This window comes from Pseudomonas sp. SA195 (assembly GCF_054131565.1).
Window position 1 is genome coordinate 3647849 of sequence record NZ_CP096392.1, and the last position, 20183, is coordinate 3668031.

At 63.8% G+C, this 20183-nt stretch carries 23 protein-coding genes; 14 read left to right on the forward strand and 9 right to left on the reverse strand.

Going from position 1 to position 20183, the window contains the following annotated elements; all coding sequences use genetic code 11:
• The first annotated feature begins 53 nt into the window (after positions 1 to 53).
• Positions 54 to 734: a Crp/Fnr family transcriptional regulator gene (locus tag M1D78_RS16990; protein WP_437421160.1), complete on the forward strand. Its 681-nt coding sequence runs from the start codon at positions 54 to 56 to the stop codon at positions 732 to 734.
• Positions 735 to 832: 98 nt separating this feature from the next.
• A complete protein-coding gene (locus M1D78_RS16995; RefSeq protein WP_437421161.1) occupies positions 833 to 1015 on the forward strand; it encodes a DnrP protein in 183 nt (60 codons plus the stop codon).
• Between the two features lie 629 nt (positions 1016 to 1644).
• Here the strand turns inward: M1D78_RS16995 and M1D78_RS17000 are convergent.
• The 6 genes from M1D78_RS17000 to M1D78_RS17025 all read right to left on the reverse strand — a co-directional run bounded on the left by M1D78_RS17000 (position 1645) and on the right by M1D78_RS17025 (position 7708).
• The gene (locus M1D78_RS17000) at positions 1645 to 3489 is read right to left on the reverse strand and encodes a nitric oxide reductase activation protein NorD (protein WP_437421162.1); all 1845 of its coding nucleotides are present in this window, start codon (positions 3487 to 3489) and stop codon (positions 1645 to 1647) included.
• An 81-nt stretch (positions 3490 to 3570) separates the two neighbouring features.
• On the reverse strand, positions 3571 to 4998 hold the full coding sequence (locus M1D78_RS17005) for a cbb3-type cytochrome c oxidase subunit I (RefSeq protein WP_437421163.1): 1428 nt from the start codon (positions 4996 to 4998) through the stop codon (positions 3571 to 3573).
• A gap of 45 nt (positions 4999 to 5043) precedes the next feature.
• Entirely contained in the window at positions 5044 to 5484 is a 441-nt protein-coding gene (locus M1D78_RS17010) for a c-type cytochrome (RefSeq protein WP_437421164.1), read from the reverse strand.
• A 590-nt stretch (positions 5485 to 6074) separates the two neighbouring features.
• Positions 6075 to 6326: a cytochrome C oxidase subunit IV family protein gene (locus tag M1D78_RS17015; RefSeq protein WP_437421165.1), complete on the reverse strand. Its 252-nt coding sequence runs from the start codon at positions 6324 to 6326 to the stop codon at positions 6075 to 6077.
• Positions 6327 to 6336: 10 nt separating this feature from the next.
• Positions 6337 to 6918: a cytochrome c oxidase subunit 3 gene (locus M1D78_RS17020; protein WP_437421166.1), complete on the reverse strand. Its 582-nt coding sequence runs from the start codon at positions 6916 to 6918 to the stop codon at positions 6337 to 6339.
• Positions 6902 to 7708: a CbbQ/NirQ/NorQ/GpvN family protein gene (locus tag M1D78_RS17025; protein WP_437421167.1), complete on the reverse strand. Its 807-nt coding sequence runs from the start codon at positions 7706 to 7708 to the stop codon at positions 6902 to 6904. The genes M1D78_RS17020 and M1D78_RS17025 overlap by 17 nt, the downstream gene beginning before the upstream one ends.
• 329 nt (positions 7709 to 8037) lie before the next feature.
• On the opposite strand from M1D78_RS17025, the gene M1D78_RS17030 reads away from it, so the two are divergent.
• From M1D78_RS17030 to ahbB (M1D78_RS17065), 8 genes are read left to right on the forward strand one after another with little or no spacing between them, the layout of a single operon-like run.
• Positions 8038 to 9747, forward strand: coding sequence for a cytochrome D1 domain-containing protein (locus M1D78_RS17030; protein WP_437421168.1), 1710 nt, complete (start codon positions 8038 to 8040; stop codon positions 9745 to 9747).
• 54 nt (positions 9748 to 9801) lie between these two features.
• Complete coding sequence (locus M1D78_RS17035) at positions 9802 to 10116, forward strand: c-type cytochrome (RefSeq protein WP_437421169.1); 315 nt, start codon at positions 9802 to 9804, stop codon at positions 10114 to 10116.
• A gap of 16 nt (positions 10117 to 10132) precedes the next feature.
• Positions 10133 to 10474, forward strand: a complete 342-nt coding sequence (locus tag M1D78_RS17040; RefSeq protein WP_437421170.1) for a c-type cytochrome — start codon at positions 10133 to 10135, stop codon at positions 10472 to 10474.
• Positions 10471 to 11646: a cytochrome D1 domain-containing protein gene (locus M1D78_RS17045; protein ID WP_437421171.1), complete on the forward strand. Its 1176-nt coding sequence runs from the start codon at positions 10471 to 10473 to the stop codon at positions 11644 to 11646. Before M1D78_RS17040 ends, M1D78_RS17045 begins: the two co-directional genes overlap by 4 nt.
• Position 11647: 1 nt before the next feature.
• The gene (locus tag M1D78_RS17050; RefSeq protein ID WP_437421172.1) at positions 11648 to 12106 is read left to right on the forward strand and encodes an Lrp/AsnC family transcriptional regulator; all 459 of its coding nucleotides are present in this window, start codon (positions 11648 to 11650) and stop codon (positions 12104 to 12106) included.
• On the forward strand, positions 12103 to 12618 hold the full coding sequence (gene ahbB / locus M1D78_RS17055) for a siroheme decarboxylase subunit beta (RefSeq protein ID WP_437421173.1): 516 nt from the start codon (positions 12103 to 12105) through the stop codon (positions 12616 to 12618). The genes M1D78_RS17050 and ahbB (M1D78_RS17055) overlap by 4 nt, the downstream gene beginning before the upstream one ends.
• A complete protein-coding gene (locus M1D78_RS17060; RefSeq protein ID WP_437421174.1) occupies positions 12611 to 13054 on the forward strand; it encodes an Lrp/AsnC family transcriptional regulator in 444 nt (147 codons plus the stop codon). The genes ahbB (M1D78_RS17055) and M1D78_RS17060 overlap by 8 nt, the downstream gene beginning before the upstream one ends.
• Positions 13029 to 13580 carry a siroheme decarboxylase subunit beta gene (gene ahbB, locus M1D78_RS17065; RefSeq protein ID WP_437421175.1) on the forward strand — a complete coding sequence of 184 codons (552 nt, stop codon included), beginning with the start codon at positions 13029 to 13031 and terminating at the stop codon, positions 13578 to 13580. The genes M1D78_RS17060 and ahbB (M1D78_RS17065) overlap by 26 nt, the downstream gene beginning before the upstream one ends.
• On the opposite strand, the gene M1D78_RS17070 is transcribed toward ahbB (M1D78_RS17065), so the two are convergent.
• Positions 13558 to 13791 carry a hypothetical protein gene (locus tag M1D78_RS17070; protein ID WP_437421176.1) on the reverse strand — a complete coding sequence of 78 codons (234 nt, stop codon included), beginning with the start codon at positions 13789 to 13791 and terminating at the stop codon, positions 13558 to 13560. The two genes, ahbB (M1D78_RS17065) and M1D78_RS17070, sit on opposite strands and share 23 nt — an antisense overlap.
• 5 nt (positions 13792 to 13796) lie before the next feature.
• Positions 13797 to 14045, reverse strand: coding sequence for a hypothetical protein (locus tag M1D78_RS17075; protein WP_437421177.1), 249 nt, complete (start codon positions 14043 to 14045; stop codon positions 13797 to 13799).
• A 303-nt stretch (positions 14046 to 14348) separates the two neighbouring features.
• On the opposite strand from M1D78_RS17075, the gene nirJ reads away from it, so the two are divergent.
• From nirJ to M1D78_RS17095, 4 genes are all read left to right on the forward strand, one after another.
• Positions 14349 to 15530: a heme d1 biosynthesis radical SAM protein NirJ gene (gene nirJ, locus M1D78_RS17080; protein ID WP_437421178.1), complete on the forward strand. Its 1182-nt coding sequence runs from the start codon at positions 14349 to 14351 to the stop codon at positions 15528 to 15530.
• Positions 15531 to 15595: 65 nt separating this feature from the next.
• Positions 15596 to 16441: a uroporphyrinogen-III C-methyltransferase gene (gene cobA, locus M1D78_RS17085; protein ID WP_437421179.1), complete on the forward strand. Its 846-nt coding sequence runs from the start codon at positions 15596 to 15598 to the stop codon at positions 16439 to 16441.
• Positions 16432 to 17928, forward strand: a complete 1497-nt coding sequence (locus M1D78_RS17090) for a cytochrome D1 domain-containing protein (RefSeq protein WP_437421180.1) — start codon at positions 16432 to 16434, stop codon at positions 17926 to 17928. The genes cobA and M1D78_RS17090 overlap by 10 nt, the downstream gene beginning before the upstream one ends.
• Positions 17929 to 18114: 186 nt before the next feature.
• Positions 18115 to 18975, forward strand: coding sequence for a LysR family transcriptional regulator (locus M1D78_RS17095; RefSeq protein WP_437421181.1), 861 nt, complete (start codon positions 18115 to 18117; stop codon positions 18973 to 18975).
• 21 nt (positions 18976 to 18996) lie between these two features.
• Here M1D78_RS17095 and M1D78_RS17100 read toward each other — a convergent pair whose 3' ends face one another.
• Positions 18997 to 20136 carry an HPP family protein gene (locus M1D78_RS17100; RefSeq protein ID WP_437421182.1) on the reverse strand — a complete coding sequence of 380 codons (1140 nt, stop codon included), beginning with the start codon at positions 20134 to 20136 and terminating at the stop codon, positions 18997 to 18999.
• Between the last annotated feature and the right edge of the window lie 47 nt (positions 20137 to 20183).

Below are 20183 nucleotides of genomic sequence, written 5' to 3' on the forward strand. Positions count from 1 at the left end.
CCGCCCGCGCCGCACGATCGCCTCGTCCATACCTAGAAAACAGGATGCCTTGCATGGTGCTTCACCGCGTACACAACCAGATCCTCCGCAGCCACCACCTGTTCGAGCCGCTGAACGACGAGCAGATGGACGAGCTGATGGGTGCCAGCCAATTGCTCAACCTGGACAAGGGCGACAACCTCTTTCACCAGGGCGAGCCGGCGCACTCGTTCTATTTCGTCATTTCCGGCGCAGTGAAGATCTACCGCCTGACACCCGACGGGCAGGAGAAGGTCTTCGAGGTCATCGGCAATCGGCAGACGTTCGCCGAAGCCATGATGCTGATGGACACGCCCAATTACGTCGCCTCAGCGCAGGCCGTTTGCCCGACGCAGGCCTACCGGTTTTCCAACGCGGCGTACATGCGCCTGCTCGAGGCCAACCAACGCCTGTCCTTCGCGTTGCTCGGCAAGCTCAGCGTGCGCCTGCATCAGCGCATCAACGAGATCGAGACCCTGTCGTTGAAGAACGCGACCCACCGTGTGGTGCGCTACCTGATGACCCAACTGTCCCGTGTACGTGAGGGAAGCAGTTTCGAATTGCCCATGGCCAAACAGCTGATCGCCGGGCATTTATCGATCCAGCCGGAGACCTTCTCGCGCATCATGCGGCGCCTGATCGACGAACACATCATCGACCAGGACGGCCGTCAGATCACCATCCTCGACCGGGAACGCCTCGAGCAATTCGAATGACGGCAAGTCAGCCCAGGGCTTTCTGCGACGGTTGATCGCAGTCAACCGGGAACGAGCACGGGGCGTGGCAAGCTGATTTCAGTAAAGAGGAAGTTGCCATGCCCAAGTGCCTGTACTGCCAAGACGAAAATCCCCCTCAGGAAGCCGAGTGCCAAAACTGCGGCATGCCCCTCCCCGCCCTTGCCGACACGGCCAGCGCTCGCCGGCAGCGCAAGTTTCTTCTCTTCTGCATCGCCCTGACGATCTTCTGCGCGGTGATGATCCTGTGGTTGCCGCGCTGAAGCGGCCGGCCGCTTCGCGCTTTGCCAAAGCCTGCACACTGGCGCACCAAACCGAACGCCTTTCGTAGGAGCCAGCTTGCTGGCGATCCGCTCACCTCCGATGCCACCCGGATCGCCAGCAAGCTGGCTCCTACAGGTGAGTGCTTTACCCCGATTGGGGCGTATGGCGTAGTTCTGCGGTAACCATGGAGGCGAATGCATCCAAATGCCGAACCTGTCTCCCCATCGCGCTCAAATCGATGGACGACTGCCTACACGCTAAGCGCGCCACACCGCGCATGTTCCGTAGGAGCCAGCTTGCTGGCGATCGGCTCACCTCCGAAGCCCCGGATCGCCAGCAAGCTGGCTCCTGCAGGTGAGTGCTTTACCCCGATTGGGGCGTTTGGCGTAGTTCTGCGGTAACCACGGAGACATCTGCCTCCAAAGCCGAACCTGTCTCCCCATCGCGCTCAACTCGATGGACGACTGCCTGCACGCCAGCGCGCCACAACGATCGCCTTTCGTAGGAGCCAGCTTGCTGGCGATCCGACTAACTCCGAAGCCTCCCGGATCGCCAGCAAGCTGGCTCCTACAGGTGAACGGACATGCCGCTAGAACACGAGCAGCGTTAGGCTCTGAGCTCCACGCACCTATTCCTTCGTCAACTGCCGGTACAGCTGCGGCAAGCGGAACGGCAGCTGTTGCGGGTCTTTGATCAGGGTGAAGCCGTTGGCGCCGAACATGTGCGGCAGGTAGTCGCCGGCCTCGCGGTCGATGGTGATGCAGAACGGCACGAGCCCCTGGCGCCGTGCTTCGAGCACCGCCTGGCGGGTGTCCTCGACGCCGTAGCGGCCTTCGTAGAGGTCAAGGTCGTTAGGCTTGCCGTCGGTCACCAGCAACAGCAGCTTACGCCGCTGCTTGCATTTACCCAGCAGCTCGGTGGCCTGGCGAATGGCCGCGCCCATGCGGGTGTAATAACCCGGGCGCATGGCCTGGATGCGACCGCGGGTGTCATCGCCGTAGCGTTGGCCGAAACGCTTGAGCTCCTGCATGCGCACTTGTTGCCGGCGCAGCGAGGAAAAACCATACAGCGCGAAGTCGTCCCCCACCGCCGACAGCGCCTCGCCGAACAGCAGCAGGCTGTCGGTAATGACGTCGATCACCTTGTGCTCATCGTCCAGGTGCGCGTCGGTTGACATGGACAGGTCGGCCAGCAGCAGGCAGGCCAGATCGCGACGGTTTTGCCGCTGTTCCATGAACAGCCCGCGCTCGGCGCACTGGCCGTGCTGCCGCTCGACGTGAAAATCCAGCCAGGCCTGCATGTCCAGCTCCGAGCCCTGGGGTTGCGCACGCAGCCATTGGCGGTCGCTGCGCAAATGCTCGAACTGGCGGCGCAGCTTGCGGGCGAGCGGGCTGAGATGCAGCGGCAGGCCCTTGGGCTCCGAGCCGCGCGGCAACATCATCTGCAGGTTGACGAAATCGTCTTGCAGCCGCTGCTTGCGGTAATCCCACTCGGGCAGCTTGATGCCCTCGCCCAGCGGGATGTCGTCGACATCGCTCGGCGGCAGATCCAGATGCAATTTCAGGCCGCCGCCCTTGCGCATGCGCTGGCGCGACAGCGCAATCTCGTCTAGGTCATCGGCGACGCGCGCCGCATCCTCGTCCTCGCTGTCGTCGCCCTGGCGGTCCAGTTCGATGTGTTCGGACCAGCTGAACAGGTTTTCCAAACGGAAGATCATCAGCCCGCTCTTACTGGTCGTCTCCTCGACGCGCTTGGCCCGCTTGCGCATGCTCTTCTGTTCGGCAGACGGTGCCCTGAGGTGGTTGTCCTGATCCTCCTCGCCAAGGTCGGTGGCCTGGGGCGCACCGAGATTCTCGGCCGGGTACAGCCACATCGGCAGCGGCCAAGGTGCGACCTCGCTACGCGGGAATTGCACGACACTGCCCGGCTCGCGCAGGGCCTGGCACAGCGCCTGCTCCAGCGCGCCTTCGGCCTTGGGCAGGCTGGCCGGGTCGGGCCGCAGTTGCAGGTGCGCCTCGACCAGCCGGCGATAGCGCGGCCGCATGGCAGGGAAGCGCTCGAGGATGGCCTGAGTCCAGCGTTGGTTGTCACGCGCCCAGTGGCGCATTTCACCGGCTTGGGCGGCGAGCAGCGCGAGCCAGCGGTAGAGGTCTTCGTTGAGGGATCGCTCAGGATAGACGGCCAGGCTTTGCGGCAGGCGCAAGTTGCTGGCATCACACCAGGCGACCGGCAATTGCTTGCAGGTTCCGGCGACCTGTTGCAGCAGGTTGCGACGCAGCATCAGGTCACGCGCGTTGGCGGCGCCGACATCCACCCCGCTGGCGCCGCCCATGGCGCGAAACAGCACCGAGAGCGGGCGTTGCATGCTGTCGAGAGTGACGGCTGCCTCGGGGAAATCCGGGCTGGCGCGACGGGTGATGAAGCGGTGCCAGACGCTGCCGACCCACTCTTCGACTTCGATGGTAAAGGCCATGGCAATCACTCCGTAGCGCAATTCGAAAACAGAAACGGCCCGCTGGGTCAGCCGGGCCGTCGGTTACATCAGCGTCTCGCCTCAGGCCGCAGCAACGGCGGCGGTGATGTCGGCCGGCACCCGGCCACGCTGCTTGAAGCTGTACAGGTAGCAGACCAGCCCAATCAGGAAGACCACCCCGGCGATCAGCCGCAGCCAGAAGAAGATGGCCAATTGGTCAGCGGTGTTCATGAAGGACATCGCAGCGCCATCGGCCGGGATCCGCTGCAGCCAGACCTGCACCACGCCGGCGGCGGTGAGGAACAGGGTGATCGCCACCATCGACATGGTCATCAGCCAGAAGCCCCAGATCTCGACGCGCTGAGCACGGGCATCGGGTGCTTCACCCAGGCCGCGCAACCGTGGCATGGCGTAGCTGATCATGGTCATGACGATCATCGCGTAGGCACCGTAGAAGGCCAGGTGGCCGTGGGCGGCGGTGATTTGCGAGCCGTGGGTGTAGTAGTTCACCGGAGCCAGGGTGTGCAGGAAGCCCCACACGCCAGCGCCGAAGAATGCAGTCACGGTCGTGCCGATGGCCCAGTAGGACGCAGCCTTGTTGGGGTGCTGGCGACGACGGCGGCTCACCATGTTCAGGGAGAACAGCACCATGGCGAAGAAGGGCAGCGGTTCCAGGGCGGAGAAGATCGAACCCAGCCACAACCAGACTTCAGGCGCACCGATCCAGAAGAAGTGGTGGCCAGTGCCGATGATGCCGGTGATCAGGGCCATGGCGATGATCACGTAGAGCCACTTCTCTATCACTTCACGGTCCACGCCGGTGATCTTGATCAGGACGAAGGCCAGCATCGAACCCATGATCAGTTCCCACACGCCTTCAACCCACAGGTGCACCACGAACCACCAGTAGTACTTGTCGCGCACCAGGTTTTCCGGGTTGTAGAAGGAGAACAGGAAGAACACCGCCAGGCCGATCAGGCCCGTCATCATGACCATGCTGATCGTGGTCTTGCGGCCTTTGAGCATGGTCATGCCGACGTTGTAGAGGAAGCCCAAGGCCACCACGACGATGCCGGCCTTAGTGATTGTCGGCTGCTCGAGGAACTCGCGGCCCATGGTCGGCAGCAGGTCGTTGCCGGTGAGCGCGGCCAGCCCCGCATAAGGCAGGAACAGGTAGCCGAGGATGGTCAGCACGCCGGCGGCGGCGAACACCCAGAACAGGATGACGGCCAGCTTCGGGCTGTGAAGTTCGCGGTCCGCTTCCTCGGGGATGAGGTAGTAGGCCGCGCCCATGAAGCCGAACAGCAACCAGACGATCAGCAGGTTGGTGTGCACCATGCGCGCCACGTTGAATGGCAGCAGCGGGAACAGAAAGTCACCGACTACATACTGCAAACCCATGATCAGACCGAACAGGATTTGCCCGACAAACAGGATCAGCGCAAACACGAAGTAGGGTTTGGCGACGGCCTGCGATTGGAATTTGAGATGCGGATTAAGAATGCCCATCTCGTGGCCCTCCTAGGGTGGAATCGAATTCAGAATTGCCCACGATCAGCCTTCCTTGTTTGGCGGCCAGCCGTTGGTGTTGACCTTGGAGGTCCACTTGAGGAACTCGGCCATATCGTCGACTTCCTGGTCACTGAGGTGGAACTGCGGCATCGCGCGGCGACCCGGTGCACCCAGCGGCTGGGCTTTCATCCAGGCTTGCAGGAACGGCTTGAAGGCCGCATCGCCACCACGTCGTTCGAACACGTTCCCCAGCTCCGGCGCGAAGTAGGCACCTTCACCGAGCAGGCTGTGGCAGCCGATGCAGTTGTTGTTTTCCCAGATCGCTTTACCGCGAACCACCGCTTCGGAAATCTCCGACTCGTTGGATCGATCTGGAAAGGTCTGCTCTGTGTGATAGGTCAGGCCCAGGAATACGAGGAGGAAAAAGACGCTTCCTCCGAAGTAGATGTTCCTGGCCATTCCTTTGGTGAAGGTCTCGGACATGGTCGCCTCCTCATGGCTTGGCGAGGCCAGTTTAAGAAGGGAGCTATCGAAACCTGCTTGATGACAATCAAGAAAAACCTGAACGTGAAGGTCGGGTTTTAGCGACGGATACGGATCGCCAGTGAGCTGGCTCGCGACCCGAAGATTCGGTCACTCACTGCGCTGATTGATGAGAGCGAATTCCATACCGAAGCACTGATCGCCAGCAAGCTGGGTCTTACATGGCTCGGCGTGAGGTCACCGTTCGCCGACGTCGCCCCTGTAGGAGCAGGCTCTGCCTGCGACCGTGTGCGTGTTGTACACACCAGGTCGCGGGCAGAGCCCGCTCCTACAGGTCCGGGAGGCCTGTTTCAGATCATGCAAGTACGGATCGCCTGCCCAGCCGGACGCTTTTCGTAGGAGCGAGCTTGCTCGCGATCCGAAGATTTGGTCACTCGCCGCGCAGATTGATGAAGGCGAAAGCCATACCGAAGCACTGATCGCCAGCAAGCTGGCTCCTACACGGCTCGGCGTGGGTTCACCGTTCGCCGACGTCGCCCCCTGTAGGAGCAGGCTCTGCCTGCGACCGTGCCGACGCTTTGGCGTATGCGTTACAGGCTCATCACCAGCAAAACCCCGCCCGCCATCGCCAGTGGCCAGCCGAGCAGCAGCAGGCGCCACATCACGGGGGCGTGGCGCAGTTCCATGAAGCCTTCGGTGATGACCCAGGCCTTGACCAGCGCGACGGCAAGCACCGCACCGGCGAGCAGCAGGGTCGAGCCGGCATTGCCGAGCACCACCGTTGCGGTCGAGAGTAGCGCCAGCGCCAGCCAGCAGCCGACCAGCACCTTCGAAGCGGACATCGCGACCTCGTCAGTCGATTACGTATACAAGCGGAAACAGCACCACCCAGACCATGTCCACCATGTGCCAGTAGAGCACTCCGGATTCGAGCCCGGCGCAGTCGTCCAGCCGGTACTGGCCGCGATAACTGCGCAGCGCCATCCAGCCGAGGATGACCATTCCGAGCAGCACGTGCAGGAAGTGGAAGCCCGTCAGGATCCAGTACAGGGTGAAGAAGGTGTCGTGCTCGAGCCCCAGGCCGAGTGAAGCCAGGTGCGCATACTCACCGAGCTTGAGCACGACGTAGATGCAGGACGAAGCCAGTGCGGCGCCCAGCAGCAGGCCGGCTCGTCGTCCGCGCCCCCCGCGCACCTGCTCGACCGCCAGCGCGGCGAGCAGCCCGGACGTCAGCAGGCTCAGCGTCAGCGCCAGGCCCATGGACGTATCCAATGCGGCCCGGCTTTCGCGGAACAGTGCGGGATCGAGCCACTGCGCCACGGCAAAAGCAAGGATCAGGATCGCGAAGACGGTCAGCTCGGCGAGGATGAAGAACCACATCGCCAGGTCGCCGGGCAGGCGACGGCCATGCGAGACCTCAAGCGAAGTGGACATCGACCACATCCATCAGCGCCGCGACGGTCTGCGCATCATCCGACAGAGGCTCTGCCAGGCACGCCAGGCAGGCCTCGCGCGGGTTCATCCCGGCTCCGATCATGCGCGCGGTAAAGATCAGCAGGCGGGTCGAGGCGACCTCTTCCAGATCATGTTGTTCGAGCCGGCGCAGGGCCTGGCCGAGCTTGACCACCTGCGCGGCCAACTGCACGTCCACCTGGGCCTCGTTGGCGACGATGCGCACTTCCTCTTCAGCCGGCGGGTAGTCGAAGCGCATCGCCACGAAACGCTGGCGCGTGCTTGGCTTCATGCCCTTGAGCAGGTTCTGGTAACCGGGGTTGTAACTGACCACCAGCATGAAGCCCGGCGGCGCCTTGAGCGTCTCGCCAGTGCGCTCGATGAACAGCTCGCGGCGGTCGTCGGCCAGTGGGTGCAGTACCACAGCGGTGTCCTGGCGAGCCTCGACCACTTCGTCCAGGTAGCAGATGCCGCCCTCGCGCACCGCGCGGGTCAGCGGGCCGTCTTGCCACCAGGTGCCCTCGGCACCGATCAGATGGCGGCCGACCAGGTCGGTGGCGCTGAGGTCGTCATGGCAGGCGACGGTGTACAGCGGCAGGTTCAGCCGGTGCGCCATGTATTGCACGAAGCGGGTCTTGCCGCAGCCGGTCGGCCCCTTGATCAGCACCGGCATGCCATGGCGCCAGGCCTGCTCGAAGAGCGCCTCTTCGTTACCTAGTGACTGATAGAACGGAGCACCTGCCGGGCCGAAGAGCGTCTCGGGCGCGTTCATGGGCAATACCTCACTGCAGCGGTTGGAAAAATCGGATGCCGCCACGCTAGCCCTGCCCCGCCCCTGCCTCAAGCCATCCGCCGGCGAAGCTTGATTACGGTCAAGCCCGAGGCGAAATAGCCGCTGGCCGGGCTTCCCAGTACGGATCTGCAACCGTGCGCCCCGCGACACGGCGTCACGCCCGGGGGATCACGAATCGACTCTTGATTGTCATCAAGCGCTCCGCCAACGGCCTCGCCATAGGATGCACCCGCACACAGCGAAATCCAGGAACTGCCACACCGTTGCCATTAGCAGGAACCGCACGACGCGGTCAGAGGAGAAAAGGTATGAGCAAACCATTACTGGCAGGCGTACTCGCCGGCCTTTCACTTCTTGGTCTGGCCGTCGCCCAGGCTGCGGTGAACGCGGAAAACGCCAACGCGGCGCTCAAGGGCGAAGCGACCACCATCGATCCGGCCAGTGCCCAGGTCGTCCATACGCCCGGTGCACCGGACCTGAACGCAGCCGAATTCGAAAAGGCCAAGGAAATCTACTTCCAGCGCTGCGCTGGCTGCCACGGCGTGCTGCGCAAGGGCGCGACCGGCAAGCCGCTGACGCCCGACATCACGCAGGAACGCGGCCAGCAGTTCCTCGAAGCCCTGATTACCTACGGCTCGCCGGCGGGCATGCCGAACTGGGGAACGTCCAACGCGCTGACCAAAGATGAAATCACGCTCATGGCGAAATTCATCCAGCACACCCCGCCGACCCCGCCCGAGTGGGGCATGGCCCAGATGAAGGACACCTGGCACGTGCTGGTCAAACCTGAAGACCGGCCGACCAAGCAAATGAACAAGCTGGATCTGCCGAATCTGTTCTCGGTCACCCTGCGTGACGACGGCAAGATCGCGCTGATCGATGGCAACACCAAGGAAATCGTCAAAACCATCGACACCGGCTACGCGGTACACATCTCGCGCATGTCCGCCTCCGGCCGCTACCTGTTCGTGATCGGTCGCGACGCCAAGATCGACATGATCGACCTCTGGGCCAAGGAGCCAACCAAGGTTGCCGAAATCAAGGTCGGTATCGAAGCCCGTTCGGTCGAGACGTCGAAGTACAAGGGCTACGAGGACAAGTACGTGATCGCCGGCGACTACTGGCCGCCGCAGTACACGATCATGGACGGCGAGACCCTCGAGCCGCTGCAGATCGTCTCGACCCGCGGCATGACCGTCGGCACGCAGGAATACCACCCGGAGCCCCGCGTAGCCGCGATAATCGCCTCGCACGAGCACCCGGAGTTCATCGTCAACGTCAAGGAAACCGGCAAGGTCATGCTGGTCAACTACGAGGACATCGAAAACATTTCGACCACCATCATCGGCACCGCGCCCTTCCTGCATGACGGCGGCTGGGACGTGACTCACCGTTACTTCATGACGGCGGCCAACAACTCGAACAAGGTGGCGGTGATCGATTCCAAGGACCGCAAACTCGCTGCGCTGGTCGACGTAGGCAAGATCCCGCACCCCGGCCGCGGCGCCAACTTCGTTCACCCGACCTACGGTCCGGTCTGGGCGACCAGCCACCTGGGCGACGAAACCATCTCGCTAATCGGCACCGACCCGGACAAGCATCCCGACCAGGCCTGGAAAGTCGTCGAGACGCTCAAAGGCCAGGGCGGTGGCTCGCTGTTCATCAAGACCCACCCGAAATCCAACCACATCTACCTGGACACCACCTTCAACCCGGACGCCAAGATCAGCCAGTCGGCCGCCGTGTTCAATATCAACGACCTGGGCGCCGGCTACACCGTGCTGCCGATCGGCGAATGGTCCGGCCTGAAGGACGGTGCCAAGCGCGTCGTGCAGCCGGAATACAACGAGGCGGGTGACGAAGTCTGGTTCTCGGTATGGAGCGGCCAGGAGGAGCAATCGGCCATCGTCGTGGTCGATGACAAGACGTTAAAGCTGAAAAAGGTGATCAAGGACAAAAGATTGATTACCCCGACCGGTAAATTTAACGTCCATAACACTCAGCACGACGTGTACTGAGTGCAAACCGGGGGGACGCCAAGATCCCCCCAATTAGCCTTGAGGAAGTAACTCATGAAGAAGTTTCTAATCCCACTGCTTGCCCTGGGCGGCGCCGTGGTTCTGCAGCCCGCCGTGGCGCAGGACGGTGAAGCGCTGTTCAAGAGCAAGCCTTGCGCCGCCTGCCACAGCATCGACGCGAAGCTGGTTGGTCCGGCACTGAAGGAAGTTGCCGCCAAGTACGCCGGCCAGGATGGCGCTGCCGACCTGCTCGCCGGCCACATCAAGAACGGCACCCAAGGCAACTGGGGCCCGATCCCGATGCCGCCAAACCCAGTCACCGACGAAGAAGCCAAAGCCCTCGCTGAGTGGGTTTTGAGCCTGAAGTAATCCCCAGGAGGACATCATGATCCGGTCCCGACATGCAGTTATCGGTTTGGGGCTCACCCTGGTGTCCCTCCTTCCTCATTCCGCTGCCCTGGCCAACGGCCCTACCGCCGAACGCCAGGCTCAGCTAGGCAACCTGCTCTTGCAGGACTGCGGTTCCTGCCACGGCCTGCGCATGACCGGCGGCCTCGGCCCCGCACTGACCCGCGAGGCGCTTGCCGGCAAACCCCGAGAAAGCCTGATTGCCACCGTGACCCACGGGCGGCCAGGCACCGCCATGCCCGGCTGGAATGCGCTGCTCAACGAGCAGGACATCGCCTGGCTGGTCGATCAACTTCTGCAAGGATATCCACAGCCATGATTCGCCCGATCCTGCTGCTCGCCGCGGCAAGCCTGCTCGGCGCCTGCGCCCAACAACCCCTGCGTGGCACCGGCGACCTGGGCGTGGTGGTCGAACGCGCGAGTGGCACCCTGCAGATCGTCGAAACCAGCGGCCAGACGCGCCTGGCGCGCATCGAGGGGCTGGGCGACCTGTCCCACGCCTCGGTGGTGTTCTCCCGCGACGAGCGTTTCGCCTATGTCTTCGGCCGTGACGGCGGGTTGACCAAAGTCGACCTGCTCGAGCAACGCATCGACAAGCGCGTCGTACAGGGCGGCAACAGCATCGGCGGCGCCATCAGCCAGGACGGCAAGCTGATCGCCGTCGGCAACTACGAGCCGGGCGGCGTGAAAGTTTTCGACGCCCAAACGCTGGAGCTCGTAGCGGACGTGCCCGCCACGCCGCTCGCTGACGGTAGTCGCAACTCACGTGTCGTCGGCGTGATCGACGCCCCGGGGCGACGGTTCATCTATAGCCTGTTCGACACAGACGAGACGTGGCTGCTGGACTTCAGCGAAGGCAACACACCAAAGGTCACGCGCTTCGAGAACATCGGCAAGCAGCCCTACGATGCCCTGCTCACGCCCGAAGGCCGCTATTACATCGCTGGCCTGTTCGGCGAGGACGGCATGGCCAAGATCGACCTCTGGCACACAGCGCGCGGCGTCGAGCGCATCCTCGACGGTTACGGCCGTGGCCAGGAGAAGCTACCGGTCTACAAGATGCCGCACCTGGAGGGCTGGACGGTCGCGGGCGACCAGACGTTTGTCCCAGCGATCGGCCAGCACCGTGTGCTGGTGATGGATTCAAAAAACTGGAAGCAGACCGACGCCATCGATGTCGCCGGCCAACCGGTGTTCGTCATGGCGCGACCGGATGCACGGCAAATCTGGGTCAACTTTGCGCACCCGAATAACGGCAAGGTGCAGGTCATCGACAGCGAGACCCACGAAATCATCGCCACGCTCGAACCCGGTCCGGCCGTGTTGCACATGGAATTTACGGCGCGCGGCGACCAGCTCTGGCTGTCGGTTCGCGACGGCAACGAGCTGCAGGTCTGGGACCCCTACACCTTGAAGCAGATCAAGCGGCTGCCGGCCGAGAGCCCGAGCGGCATCTTTTTCAGTAGCCGCGCACACGAGACAGGGCTATGACATGCACATCGATACCCTCAGCCGCCGCCTGATCGACCGCTTCCAACACGGCATGCCGCTGTGCGCCGAGCCCTATCGTGCCATGGCCGAAGCGCTCGATTGCAGCGAAGCGGACGTGCTCGCCTGCCTCGAAAGCCTGGAGCACGACGGCGGCCTGTCGCGCATCGGTCCGGTGTTCGAGCACAGCCGCGCCGGCGCCAGCACCCTGGTAGCCCTGGCCGTGCCGGAGGATCGGCTTGAGGACGTCGCCGAGCAGATCAACCAGCTGCCGGAGGTCAACCACAACTACCTTCGCGAGCACGTCTACAACCTTTGGTTCGTGCTCACCGGGCCGGATCGCCCACATATCGACGCACTGCTTGCGCGGATCGAGCGTCAGACCGGGCTGAGCCCCCTCGACCTGCCCATGCAGGCGGCCTACCGCATCGATCTTGGTTTTCCGATCGGAGACGCATCATGAACGCCCTCCTCGACGATTTTCAGGCCCTGCAGCTGCGGCGCCTTCTCGAAGCCGGCCTGCCGCTGGCCGCGCGCCCCTACCAGGTGCTGGCCGAGCGCGTCGGTGCGACCGAAGAGGCCGTGCTTGAACAAGTCAGGCGTTGGAGCGAGGGCGGGCTGTTTCGCCGTGTCGGGCTGGTACTCAAGCACCGCGCCCTGGGCTTTCGTGCCAACGCCATGCTGGTGATGGATATCCCCGATGATCGCGTCGACGAGGTCGGTGGCGCACTCGGCCAGGCCCGCGGCATCAACCTTTGCTACCAGCGTCCACGGCGCCTGCCCGACTGGCCCTATAACCTGTTCTGCATGGTCCACGGGCGCGAGCGCCAGCAGGTCATCGTGCTGATCGAGGCGCTGCTGGCCGAGCACGGGCTGAGCCAGGTCCCGCATCAATTGCTGTTCAGCACCCGTGCATTCAAGCAGTGCGGTGGCCGCTACGCACCGCCGCCCGCGCCGGAGTCCGCCCATGGATGAGTTCGACCGCCGCCTGATCAATCGCCTGCAGCACGGCCTGCCGCTGGTTCGCTACCCCTGGCAGGCGCTGGCCGATGAGCTCGGCGCCGCGCCGGAACAGCTGCGTGAGCGCGTCCAGGCGCTGCTCGACGACGGCACCCTGACCCGCTTCGGCCCGATGTTCGATATCGAGCGGCTCGGCGGCGCCTTTACCCTTGCCGCGCTTTCGGTGCCCGAGGCGCGCTTCGACGAGGTCGCCGAACAGCTCGCGGCCATGCCGGAGGTCGCGCATAACTACCGCCGCGAACACGCCTGGAACATGTGGTTCGTGCTCGGTTGCGCAACGCCCGAAGGTATTACCGAGACCATTGCTCGCATCGAGTCCGAGACGGGCCTGCCGGTGCTCAACCTGCCCAAGGAGGAGACCTACCATGTCGGCCTGCACTTTGCCGTCTGAGCCTTGCGACCCGTCTGATCCTGGCATCGCCACGCTGGAGACGCGGCTGGTCGCGCTGACCGAAGCGGGTCTGCCGTTGGTCGATGATCCGTGGGCCTGGGTAGCCGAACGGCTGGAGATCAGCGTCGAGGCCACGCTTGGCCTCTTGCAGCGATTGCAGGCCGAAGGCGCCATTCGGCGTATCGCTGCAGTGCCCAATCACTATCGCCTGGGCTATCGGCACAACGGCATGACGGTCTGGGAAGTGGATGACACCGAGATCGCCCGGCTCGGCCCGCTGATCGGCGGGCAGCCCTTCGTCAGCCATTGCTATCGTCGCCCACGCCGGCCGGGCTGGCATTACAACCTGTTCGCAATGGTGCACGGCCGCAGCGCCGAAGAGATCGAAGCCTACCGCGCCGAGATCCGCCGCCTGCTTGGCGTTGCCTGCCGCAGCGACGACATGCTCGTCAGCAGCCGCATTCTGAAGAAAACCGGGTTGCGTGTTGGGGCGGGCGCGGCGGCTAGAACCGCCACTCGGGCCTGAACAACCCGACCAGGAAAAACAGTGTGGAGAACACCCAGACGACGAGTGCGTACAAGCGAATCTGCTCGGCCGTCCAGCCCCAGGTGAACCAGTCGATGATGAAAAAACTCTTCCAGCCTTCCAGAAACTGCGCGCCACCCCAGCTGATGATCCACTTCCAGAACAGGCTATTGAGCAGGTAAAGCAGGACGAACTTGGTCGTCGACATCATGTTCGCTAACCGAGCGACAGCCGCACCAAGCCGATCACGATCATCACGTAGGCGAACAGCACCAGATGATTGAGCCGGTTGGGCGGCAGCCGGTAAACCGCGCCTTTGCACTTGAGATAGACATCACCCGTCAGCGCGACGATTAGTGCCGCCGGCATGCAGACCACCACTAGCACGAAAATGAACCAGCGCCGCCGAAATAACGGCACCTGCGAATAGTCGATATCGACCTTTACCGCTTCTGAACCTTCCATTCTCAAATCCCTTTGCATGCAGATCACTGTAAACGGGCATCCCGCCCGTGGTTCGCCACTGGAAACGGTGCGTTCGCGACAGTAGCCGCCCAGATCACCAGCGTCTATCGCACGCCGCGCTCAACCCCGCCATTTGTGACAAGGATCAGATCGGCAACGCGACCTGTACCACTCGGCGATGACCTTACCCAAACCAAGGCTTTTATTGTTTCCGGTCAAGGATGGGCTGCCACCGCTCGGAGATGCTGCGCCCATCGAACCACGCCACACGGCGTGACAGGGGCCCGCTCCGAGGAGACGCTCATGTTGAGAATCAGCCATTACCTGCGCGCGCTTGCCCGGCCTGAGATGCCGGTTCTCGGCGCCCGCAGCACCGGCGCCGCCCGCCCTCCGGTGGTGATCTGGAATCTGCTGCGCCGCTGCAACCTGACCTGCCGGCACTGCTATGCCACCTCCGCCGACAGCGTCTTCCGCGACGAGCTGGATACGGGCGAGGCGCTCAAGGTCATCGACGACCTGCATGACGCCGGGGTGCGCGTGCTCATCCTTTCCGGCGGCGAACCGTTGCTGCGCGATGACATCTTCGAGCTGTCCAGCTATGCCCGCCAGCGCGGTTTTTTCGTTGCACTGTCCACCAACGGCACGCTGATCGACGAGCAGAACATCGAGCAGATCGCCGCCGCTCAGTACGACTACGTCGGCATCAGCATCGATGGCCTGGAAGCGGTCCACGATCATTGGCGGCAGCTCAAGGGCAGCTTCGCTGCGTCCATGCATGCCATCGACCTGTGCCGCCAGCACGGCATACGCGTCGGCCTGCGCACCACGCTCACCCAGCACAACTACCCGCAGTTACCTGCGCTACTGGAACTGATGCGTGAACATGACGTGCAGAAGTTCTACCTCTCGCATCTCAACTACAGCGGCCGTGGCAAACGCAGTCGCGGCGCCGATGCGCACCACCAGATGACGCGCGACGCCATGTACCAGCTGTTCGAACAAGCTTGGGACGATGTACAGCACGACCGCGAAACCGATTTCGTCAGCGGCAATAACGATGCCGACGCGATTCTGCTGCTGCAGTGGGCCGAGCAGAACCTGCCGCAGCACCGTGATCGTCTGGAGCGCATGCTGCGCGCCTGGGGAGGTAATGCATCGGGCAGCGGCATCGCCAATATCGACAATATCGGCGACGTTCACCCGGACACCTACTGGTGGCAGCACACCGTTGGCAACGTGCGCCGGCAGCCTTTTCGCGAGCTGTGGCTGGAGCGCCCCGAGCCGCTGCTGGCCGAACTGCGCCAGCACCCGCGGGCCGTACAGGGCCGCTGCGCCGAGTGCCGCTGGCTGTCGATCTGCAACGGCAACACCCGCACCCGCGCCTGGGCCGAAGGCAATCTCTGGGGCGAAGACCCTGGCTGCTACCTCAGCGATCAGGAGATCGGCCTCGCCCAACCACAACGCATCCCCAGCGTCGCCATTTGATATCGAGAGCGGCCCCGAAGCCGCCCCGGACCTACCGCCAGCCCGATGAGAATTCAGGAGTTCGCATGGACCAGCCACTCACCCTCCCCGCCTCGCTCGGCGCGACCCTGGCCGCGGGCGAAGTCGCCCTGGTCGGTGCCGGCCCCGGCGACCCCGGCTTACTCACCCTGCGCGCCTGGAGCCTCCTGCAACAGGCCGACGCCGTCGTTTACGACCGCCTCGTCAGCACCAGCCTGATGGACTTGCTGCCGGCCAGCTGCGCGCGCCACTACGTCGGCAAAACGAGTGGTTATCACAGCCTCCCGCAGCCGCAGATCAACCAATTGCTGGTCGACCTCGCCCGGCAAAACCTGCGCGTGGTACGGCTCAAGGGCGGCGACCCCTTCATCTTCGGCCGCGGCGCCGAAGAGCTGGAATACCTGCTGGCACACGGCATCAACGGTCAGGTGGTCCCGGGTGTCACCGCCGCCGCCGGCTGCAGCGCCTATGCGGGCATTCCGCTGACGCACCGTGACCTGGCGCACTCCTGCCAGTTCATCACTGGCCACCTGCAGGAAGACGGTGCGCTGCAGCTGCCCTGGCGCGCCCTCGTAGAAGGCAAGCAGACGCTGGTCTTCTACATGGGCCTGGCCAGCCTTGGCGAGATTTCGCGCAACCTGATCGCCGCAGGCCTGCCTGTGGACACCCCGGCGGCGCTGATCAGCAGCGGCACCCGACCCGAGCAGCGTGTAGTGCGCTGCTCGCTCCGGCAGTTGCCCACCGTCGCCGACCAGGAGCGGCTAGTCCCACCGACGCTCACGGTGATCGGCCAGGTCGTCGGCCTGTTCGCTGACCGCCGCATGGAATACCCGGCCCGCTTGTTCACCCCGCACACCGGGCAACCAGCCGTCGCGGAGGCCCTATGCGAGTAGCCATCCCCTTCATCTTGCTGGCGCTGGCCGGCGCGGTCGAAGCCGCCGAGCAACCAGTTGGCCTCGAGCAGGCCGGGCAGCTTTACGAGCAGTATTGCCAGAGCTGCCATGGCGCCGGGCGCCTCGGCGGTGCCGGCCCGGCATTGCTGCCCGAAAGCCTCAGCCGCATCAAGCCGGACGAAGCGCGCAAGGTAATCCGCGACGGCCGCCCTGCCAGTCAGATGGCCGCCTTCGGTGACCGCCTCTCCGGCGCGCAAATCGACGGGCTGGTCAGCTACCTCTATCAACCCGCTGCGACGCCGCCGACCTGGAGCGACGCCGACATCCGCGCCAGTCATCGCATCCTCAATGACGTCTCAAAGCTGCCCGATACCCCGCAGCATGGCGCCGATCCGCTCAACCTGTTCGTCGTGGTCGAGGCAGGCAACCACCACGTGCGCGTGCTCGATGGCGATCGCTTCGAGGAACTGGCCAACTTCCCCTCGCACTTCGCCCTGCATGGTGGGCCGAAGTTCTCGCCGGACGGCCGCTTCGTCTATTTCGCCTCGCGTGACGGTTGGATCAGCGTCTATGACCTGCACAACCTGACCATGATCGCCGAGGTCCGCGCGGGGCTGAACACGCGCAACCTGGCTGTCAGCAACGACGGCCGCTGGGTGTTGGTGGGCAACTACCTGCCTGGCAACCTGGTGCTGCTCGATGCGCGTGACCTGTCGCTAGTCAAGCACATCCCGGCGGTGGCGGCCGATGGCACGCCATCGCGCGTCAGCGCCGTCTACACCGCACCGCCGCGCAACAGTTTCGTGGTCGCGCTCAAGGACGTGAAGGAGGCTTGGGAGCTGTCCTACGCGGGCGAGCCAGACTTCCAACCGCGGCGCATCGAGGCCGCCGACTTCCTTGACGACTTCTCCTTCACGCCCGACTACCGCTACCTGCTCGCCACCTCGCGCAAGGCCCTCGGCGGCCAGGTGATCGACCTGGACACCGGCAAGTCGGTGACCGACATACCGCTGCCGGGCATGCCGCACCTGGGCTCTGGCATCTATTGGAAGCGCGGCGGCAAGTGGGTCTTCGCCACGCCAAACGTCAGCAAAGGCCTGATCTCGGTGCTGGACCTCGATACCTGGAAGCTGATCAAGGAAATCCCCACCGAAGGGCCCGGCTTCTTCATGCGCAGCCAGCAAAACTCACCCTACGCCTGGACCGACGTGTTCTTTGGACCCAACAACGACGCCGTCCACCTGATCGACAAGCAAACCCTGGAGATCGCCCACACCCTACGCCCGATGCCCGGCAAGAATGCCGCTCACGTCGAATTCACCAACGACGGCCGCTATGCACTGCTCAGCGTCTGGGACACGGAAGGCGCGCTGATCGTCTACGACGCCAACACGCTGGAAGAGATCAAGCGCATCCCGATGAACAAGCCGTCCGGCAAGTACAACGTCGGTAACAAGATCGAGTTCGCCGAAGGCACGTCGCACTGAGGGAGAGACCTGAAGGGCCGGCGGGCTGGGAAGCTGCAACGGGGCCGCTCTTCAGCTGACCGGCTCTCCCAGAGCCTGCAAACCACGCCAAGCCAGCCGACCCTCCAGCCGCCGTCATCTGTCGGCTTTTATCTTTCATCCCAACCTGATTTCATATCACTCCCTTTGATATGAGCCCCGCCCGCCATGGATATTGATCTCGCCCGCACATTTCTCGAGATCATTCGCAGCGGCAGCTTCATCGCCACCGCCGATCGCTTGCACATCACGCAGACTGCTGTAACAGCGCGGGTTCGTAGCCTGGAAGCGCAACTGGGCTGCCGGCTGTTCGTGCGCAACCGGGCCGGGGCGAGGTTGACCAGCGATGGCGAGCGCTTCGTCGCCTACGCCAACCAACTGGTGCAGACCTGGGAGGCGGCGCGCCGTGATCTACCGTTGCCCAAGGGCTACGACAAGCTGCTTTCACTCGGTGCTGAGGTCAGCCTGTGCAATCCGCTGATGCTCGCCTGGGTCAAGCGGTTACGGCAGGCGCTGCCCGACCATGCGTTGCGCAGTGAAGTAGCCACCGACACCGAGTTGCAACACAAGCTCGACCTCGGCGTGCTCGACGCCGCGCTGGTGCATCAGCCCGAGTACCTGCCCGGCCTGCAGGTCGAGCAGCTGCTGGAGGAGAAGCTGATCCAGGTCGTGCATGCACGAGTCCCCGAGCCTTATCTGTACATTGACTGGGGGCCGGCGTTTCGTAGCCAGCATGACCTTGCCTTGCCCGAGCACATCCGCGCCGCGCTCTCGTTCAGCCTCGGTCCACTGGCCCTGCAGTACCTCGTGCAGCATGGCGGCCGCGGTTACTTCCGCACGCGCGTGGTCCAGCGCTACCTCGACGAGGGTCTACTCAAGCGCGTCGAGCAGACCCCGGAGTTCAGCTACCCGGTTTACCTCGTCTACTCGCGAGCGGCCGAATCCCCTGCGCTGGCGCAGGCGATCGCTCTGCTGCGTGAAGTCGCGGAAGATGAGTACGACTGGTCGCGCTGGAATTATGAAATCTGAAACCCCCACTGCCCGGCTGGCCTAGTCGCTCAGGCGCTTCATCCAGTTCTGGTAAAGCCCGGCAACGAGATCGCCCTGGGTGATCATACCCACCAGCCGTTGCTCGGCATCGATCACGGGCAGGCAGGACATCCGACGGTCCGCCAGCAAGAAAACAAGGTCGCTGAGGTGCGCATCCTCCCGTACGGAGACCACGGGCGCCGTCATGACACGCTCGACCCTGACGTCGCGATTAAATGTCAGGCGCCGCAGGTTGAGCCGAGAGGGGCTCGGTTCGAAGTGCTGTAAAAGGTCGGTCAGCGTGACGATTCCAACCAGTCTTTCACTAACCGGCTCGACGACGGCAAGCGAATGCAGGCGGTGCTGGCGAACCAGTTCCCAGGCCTGCCGGATGCGCGCGGAAGGCGCGATCCCATGCAGGTCGCGGCACATGATATCGGCTGCTGCGACCGCCCCCATGCTGCGACGGATGGCGTGCTTTTCGGTGCGTTTGATCAGGTCCAGCAGGTCATCGTGGGACACATCGACGTATTCACCGAACTCTTCCAGCGCATGGGTGACATCGTCGTTGGTGAAGCTCAGATGCTCGTCGCCCAGGGGCACGCTAGCGTTCTTGACGCCGCCGATCGCTGCGCGCGGCTTGGGATAGGGATGCCGCGTGAGATTGTTGTAGACCAGTGCCACGGCAACCAGAAGCACGGAGTTGAAGCCTACCGGTAGCAGTAGCCCGTAGCCGAGCTCGCTGAGCCCCGGCCCGCCGATTGCGGCGACCATCGCCAAGGCGCAGCTGGGCGGATGCATACAACGCAGCGAGAACAGGCAGGCAATCGCCAAGCAGACCGCCAGCACCGCTGCGGCGACCGTCGGCAAGCCGCTGGTGCCGAGGTAGATGCCGATGGTCGCCGCGATGAGGTTGCCGCCGATCACCGACCAAGGCTGTGCGAAGGGGCTCGACGAGGCGCTGAAGAGGATGACTGCCGAAGCACCGGCCGGCGCAACGATATGCAGCGTGACCTGGCTACCGAAAAGCCACAGGCCCAGCGAGACCATCGGCAGCACCACCAGCCCGACGCCGAGCACGGCGCGCAACCATTCCCGCGGCCCCACGCTGAGCGGCATCGGAAGAAAGGATCGCAGCCAGTTATTCAGAGGGTCAGGCATGGGCTCGGCTTGGAAGGGGGTCAAGCGTTCAGGCACTGGACTATGCC

Bases quoted from the DNA above. Each gene is read 5' to 3' on its own strand.
- M1D78_RS16990 (WP_437421160.1), top strand. From the start codon at position 54: ATGGTGCTTCACCGCGTACACAACCAGATCCTCCGCAGCCACCACCTG.
- M1D78_RS16995 (WP_437421161.1), top strand. From the start codon at position 833: ATGCCCAAGTGCCTGTACTGCCAAGACGAAAATCCCCCTCAGGAAGCC.
- M1D78_RS17000 (WP_437421162.1), bottom strand. From the start codon at position 3,489: ATGGCCTTTACCATCGAAGTCGAAGAGTGGGTCGGCAGCGTCTGGCAC.
- M1D78_RS17005 (WP_437421163.1), bottom strand. From the start codon at position 4,998: ATGGGCATTCTTAATCCGCATCTCAAATTCCAATCGCAGGCCGTCGCC.
- M1D78_RS17010 (WP_437421164.1), bottom strand. From the start codon at position 5,484: ATGTCCGAGACCTTCACCAAAGGAATGGCCAGGAACATCTACTTCGGA.
- M1D78_RS17015 (WP_437421165.1), bottom strand. From the start codon at position 6,326: ATGTCCGCTTCGAAGGTGCTGGTCGGCTGCTGGCTGGCGCTGGCGCTA.
- M1D78_RS17020 (WP_437421166.1), bottom strand. From the start codon at position 6,918: ATGTCCACTTCGCTTGAGGTCTCGCATGGCCGTCGCCTGCCCGGCGAC.
- M1D78_RS17025 (WP_437421167.1), bottom strand. From the start codon at position 7,708: ATGAACGCGCCCGAGACGCTCTTCGGCCCGGCAGGTGCTCCGTTCTAT.
- M1D78_RS17030 (WP_437421168.1), top strand. From the start codon at position 8,038: ATGAGCAAACCATTACTGGCAGGCGTACTCGCCGGCCTTTCACTTCTT.
- M1D78_RS17035 (WP_437421169.1), top strand. From the start codon at position 9,802: ATGAAGAAGTTTCTAATCCCACTGCTTGCCCTGGGCGGCGCCGTGGTT.
- M1D78_RS17040 (WP_437421170.1), top strand. From the start codon at position 10,133: ATGATCCGGTCCCGACATGCAGTTATCGGTTTGGGGCTCACCCTGGTG.
- M1D78_RS17045 (WP_437421171.1), top strand. From the start codon at position 10,471: ATGATTCGCCCGATCCTGCTGCTCGCCGCGGCAAGCCTGCTCGGCGCC.
- M1D78_RS17050 (WP_437421172.1), top strand. From the start codon at position 11,648: ATGCACATCGATACCCTCAGCCGCCGCCTGATCGACCGCTTCCAACAC.
- ahbB (WP_437421173.1), top strand. From the start codon at position 12,103: ATGAACGCCCTCCTCGACGATTTTCAGGCCCTGCAGCTGCGGCGCCTT.
- M1D78_RS17060 (WP_437421174.1), top strand. From the start codon at position 12,611: ATGGATGAGTTCGACCGCCGCCTGATCAATCGCCTGCAGCACGGCCTG.
- ahbB (WP_437421175.1), top strand. From the start codon at position 13,029: ATGTCGGCCTGCACTTTGCCGTCTGAGCCTTGCGACCCGTCTGATCCT.
- M1D78_RS17070 (WP_437421176.1), bottom strand. From the start codon at position 13,791: ATGATGTCGACGACCAAGTTCGTCCTGCTTTACCTGCTCAATAGCCTG.
- M1D78_RS17075 (WP_437421177.1), bottom strand. From the start codon at position 14,045: ATGGAAGGTTCAGAAGCGGTAAAGGTCGATATCGACTATTCGCAGGTG.
- nirJ (WP_437421178.1), top strand. From the start codon at position 14,349: ATGTTGAGAATCAGCCATTACCTGCGCGCGCTTGCCCGGCCTGAGATG.
- cobA (WP_437421179.1), top strand. From the start codon at position 15,596: ATGGACCAGCCACTCACCCTCCCCGCCTCGCTCGGCGCGACCCTGGCC.
- M1D78_RS17090 (WP_437421180.1), top strand. From the start codon at position 16,432: ATGCGAGTAGCCATCCCCTTCATCTTGCTGGCGCTGGCCGGCGCGGTC.
- M1D78_RS17095 (WP_437421181.1), top strand. From the start codon at position 18,115: ATGGATATTGATCTCGCCCGCACATTTCTCGAGATCATTCGCAGCGGC.
- M1D78_RS17100 (WP_437421182.1), bottom strand. From the start codon at position 20,136: ATGCCTGACCCTCTGAATAACTGGCTGCGATCCTTTCTTCCGATGCCG.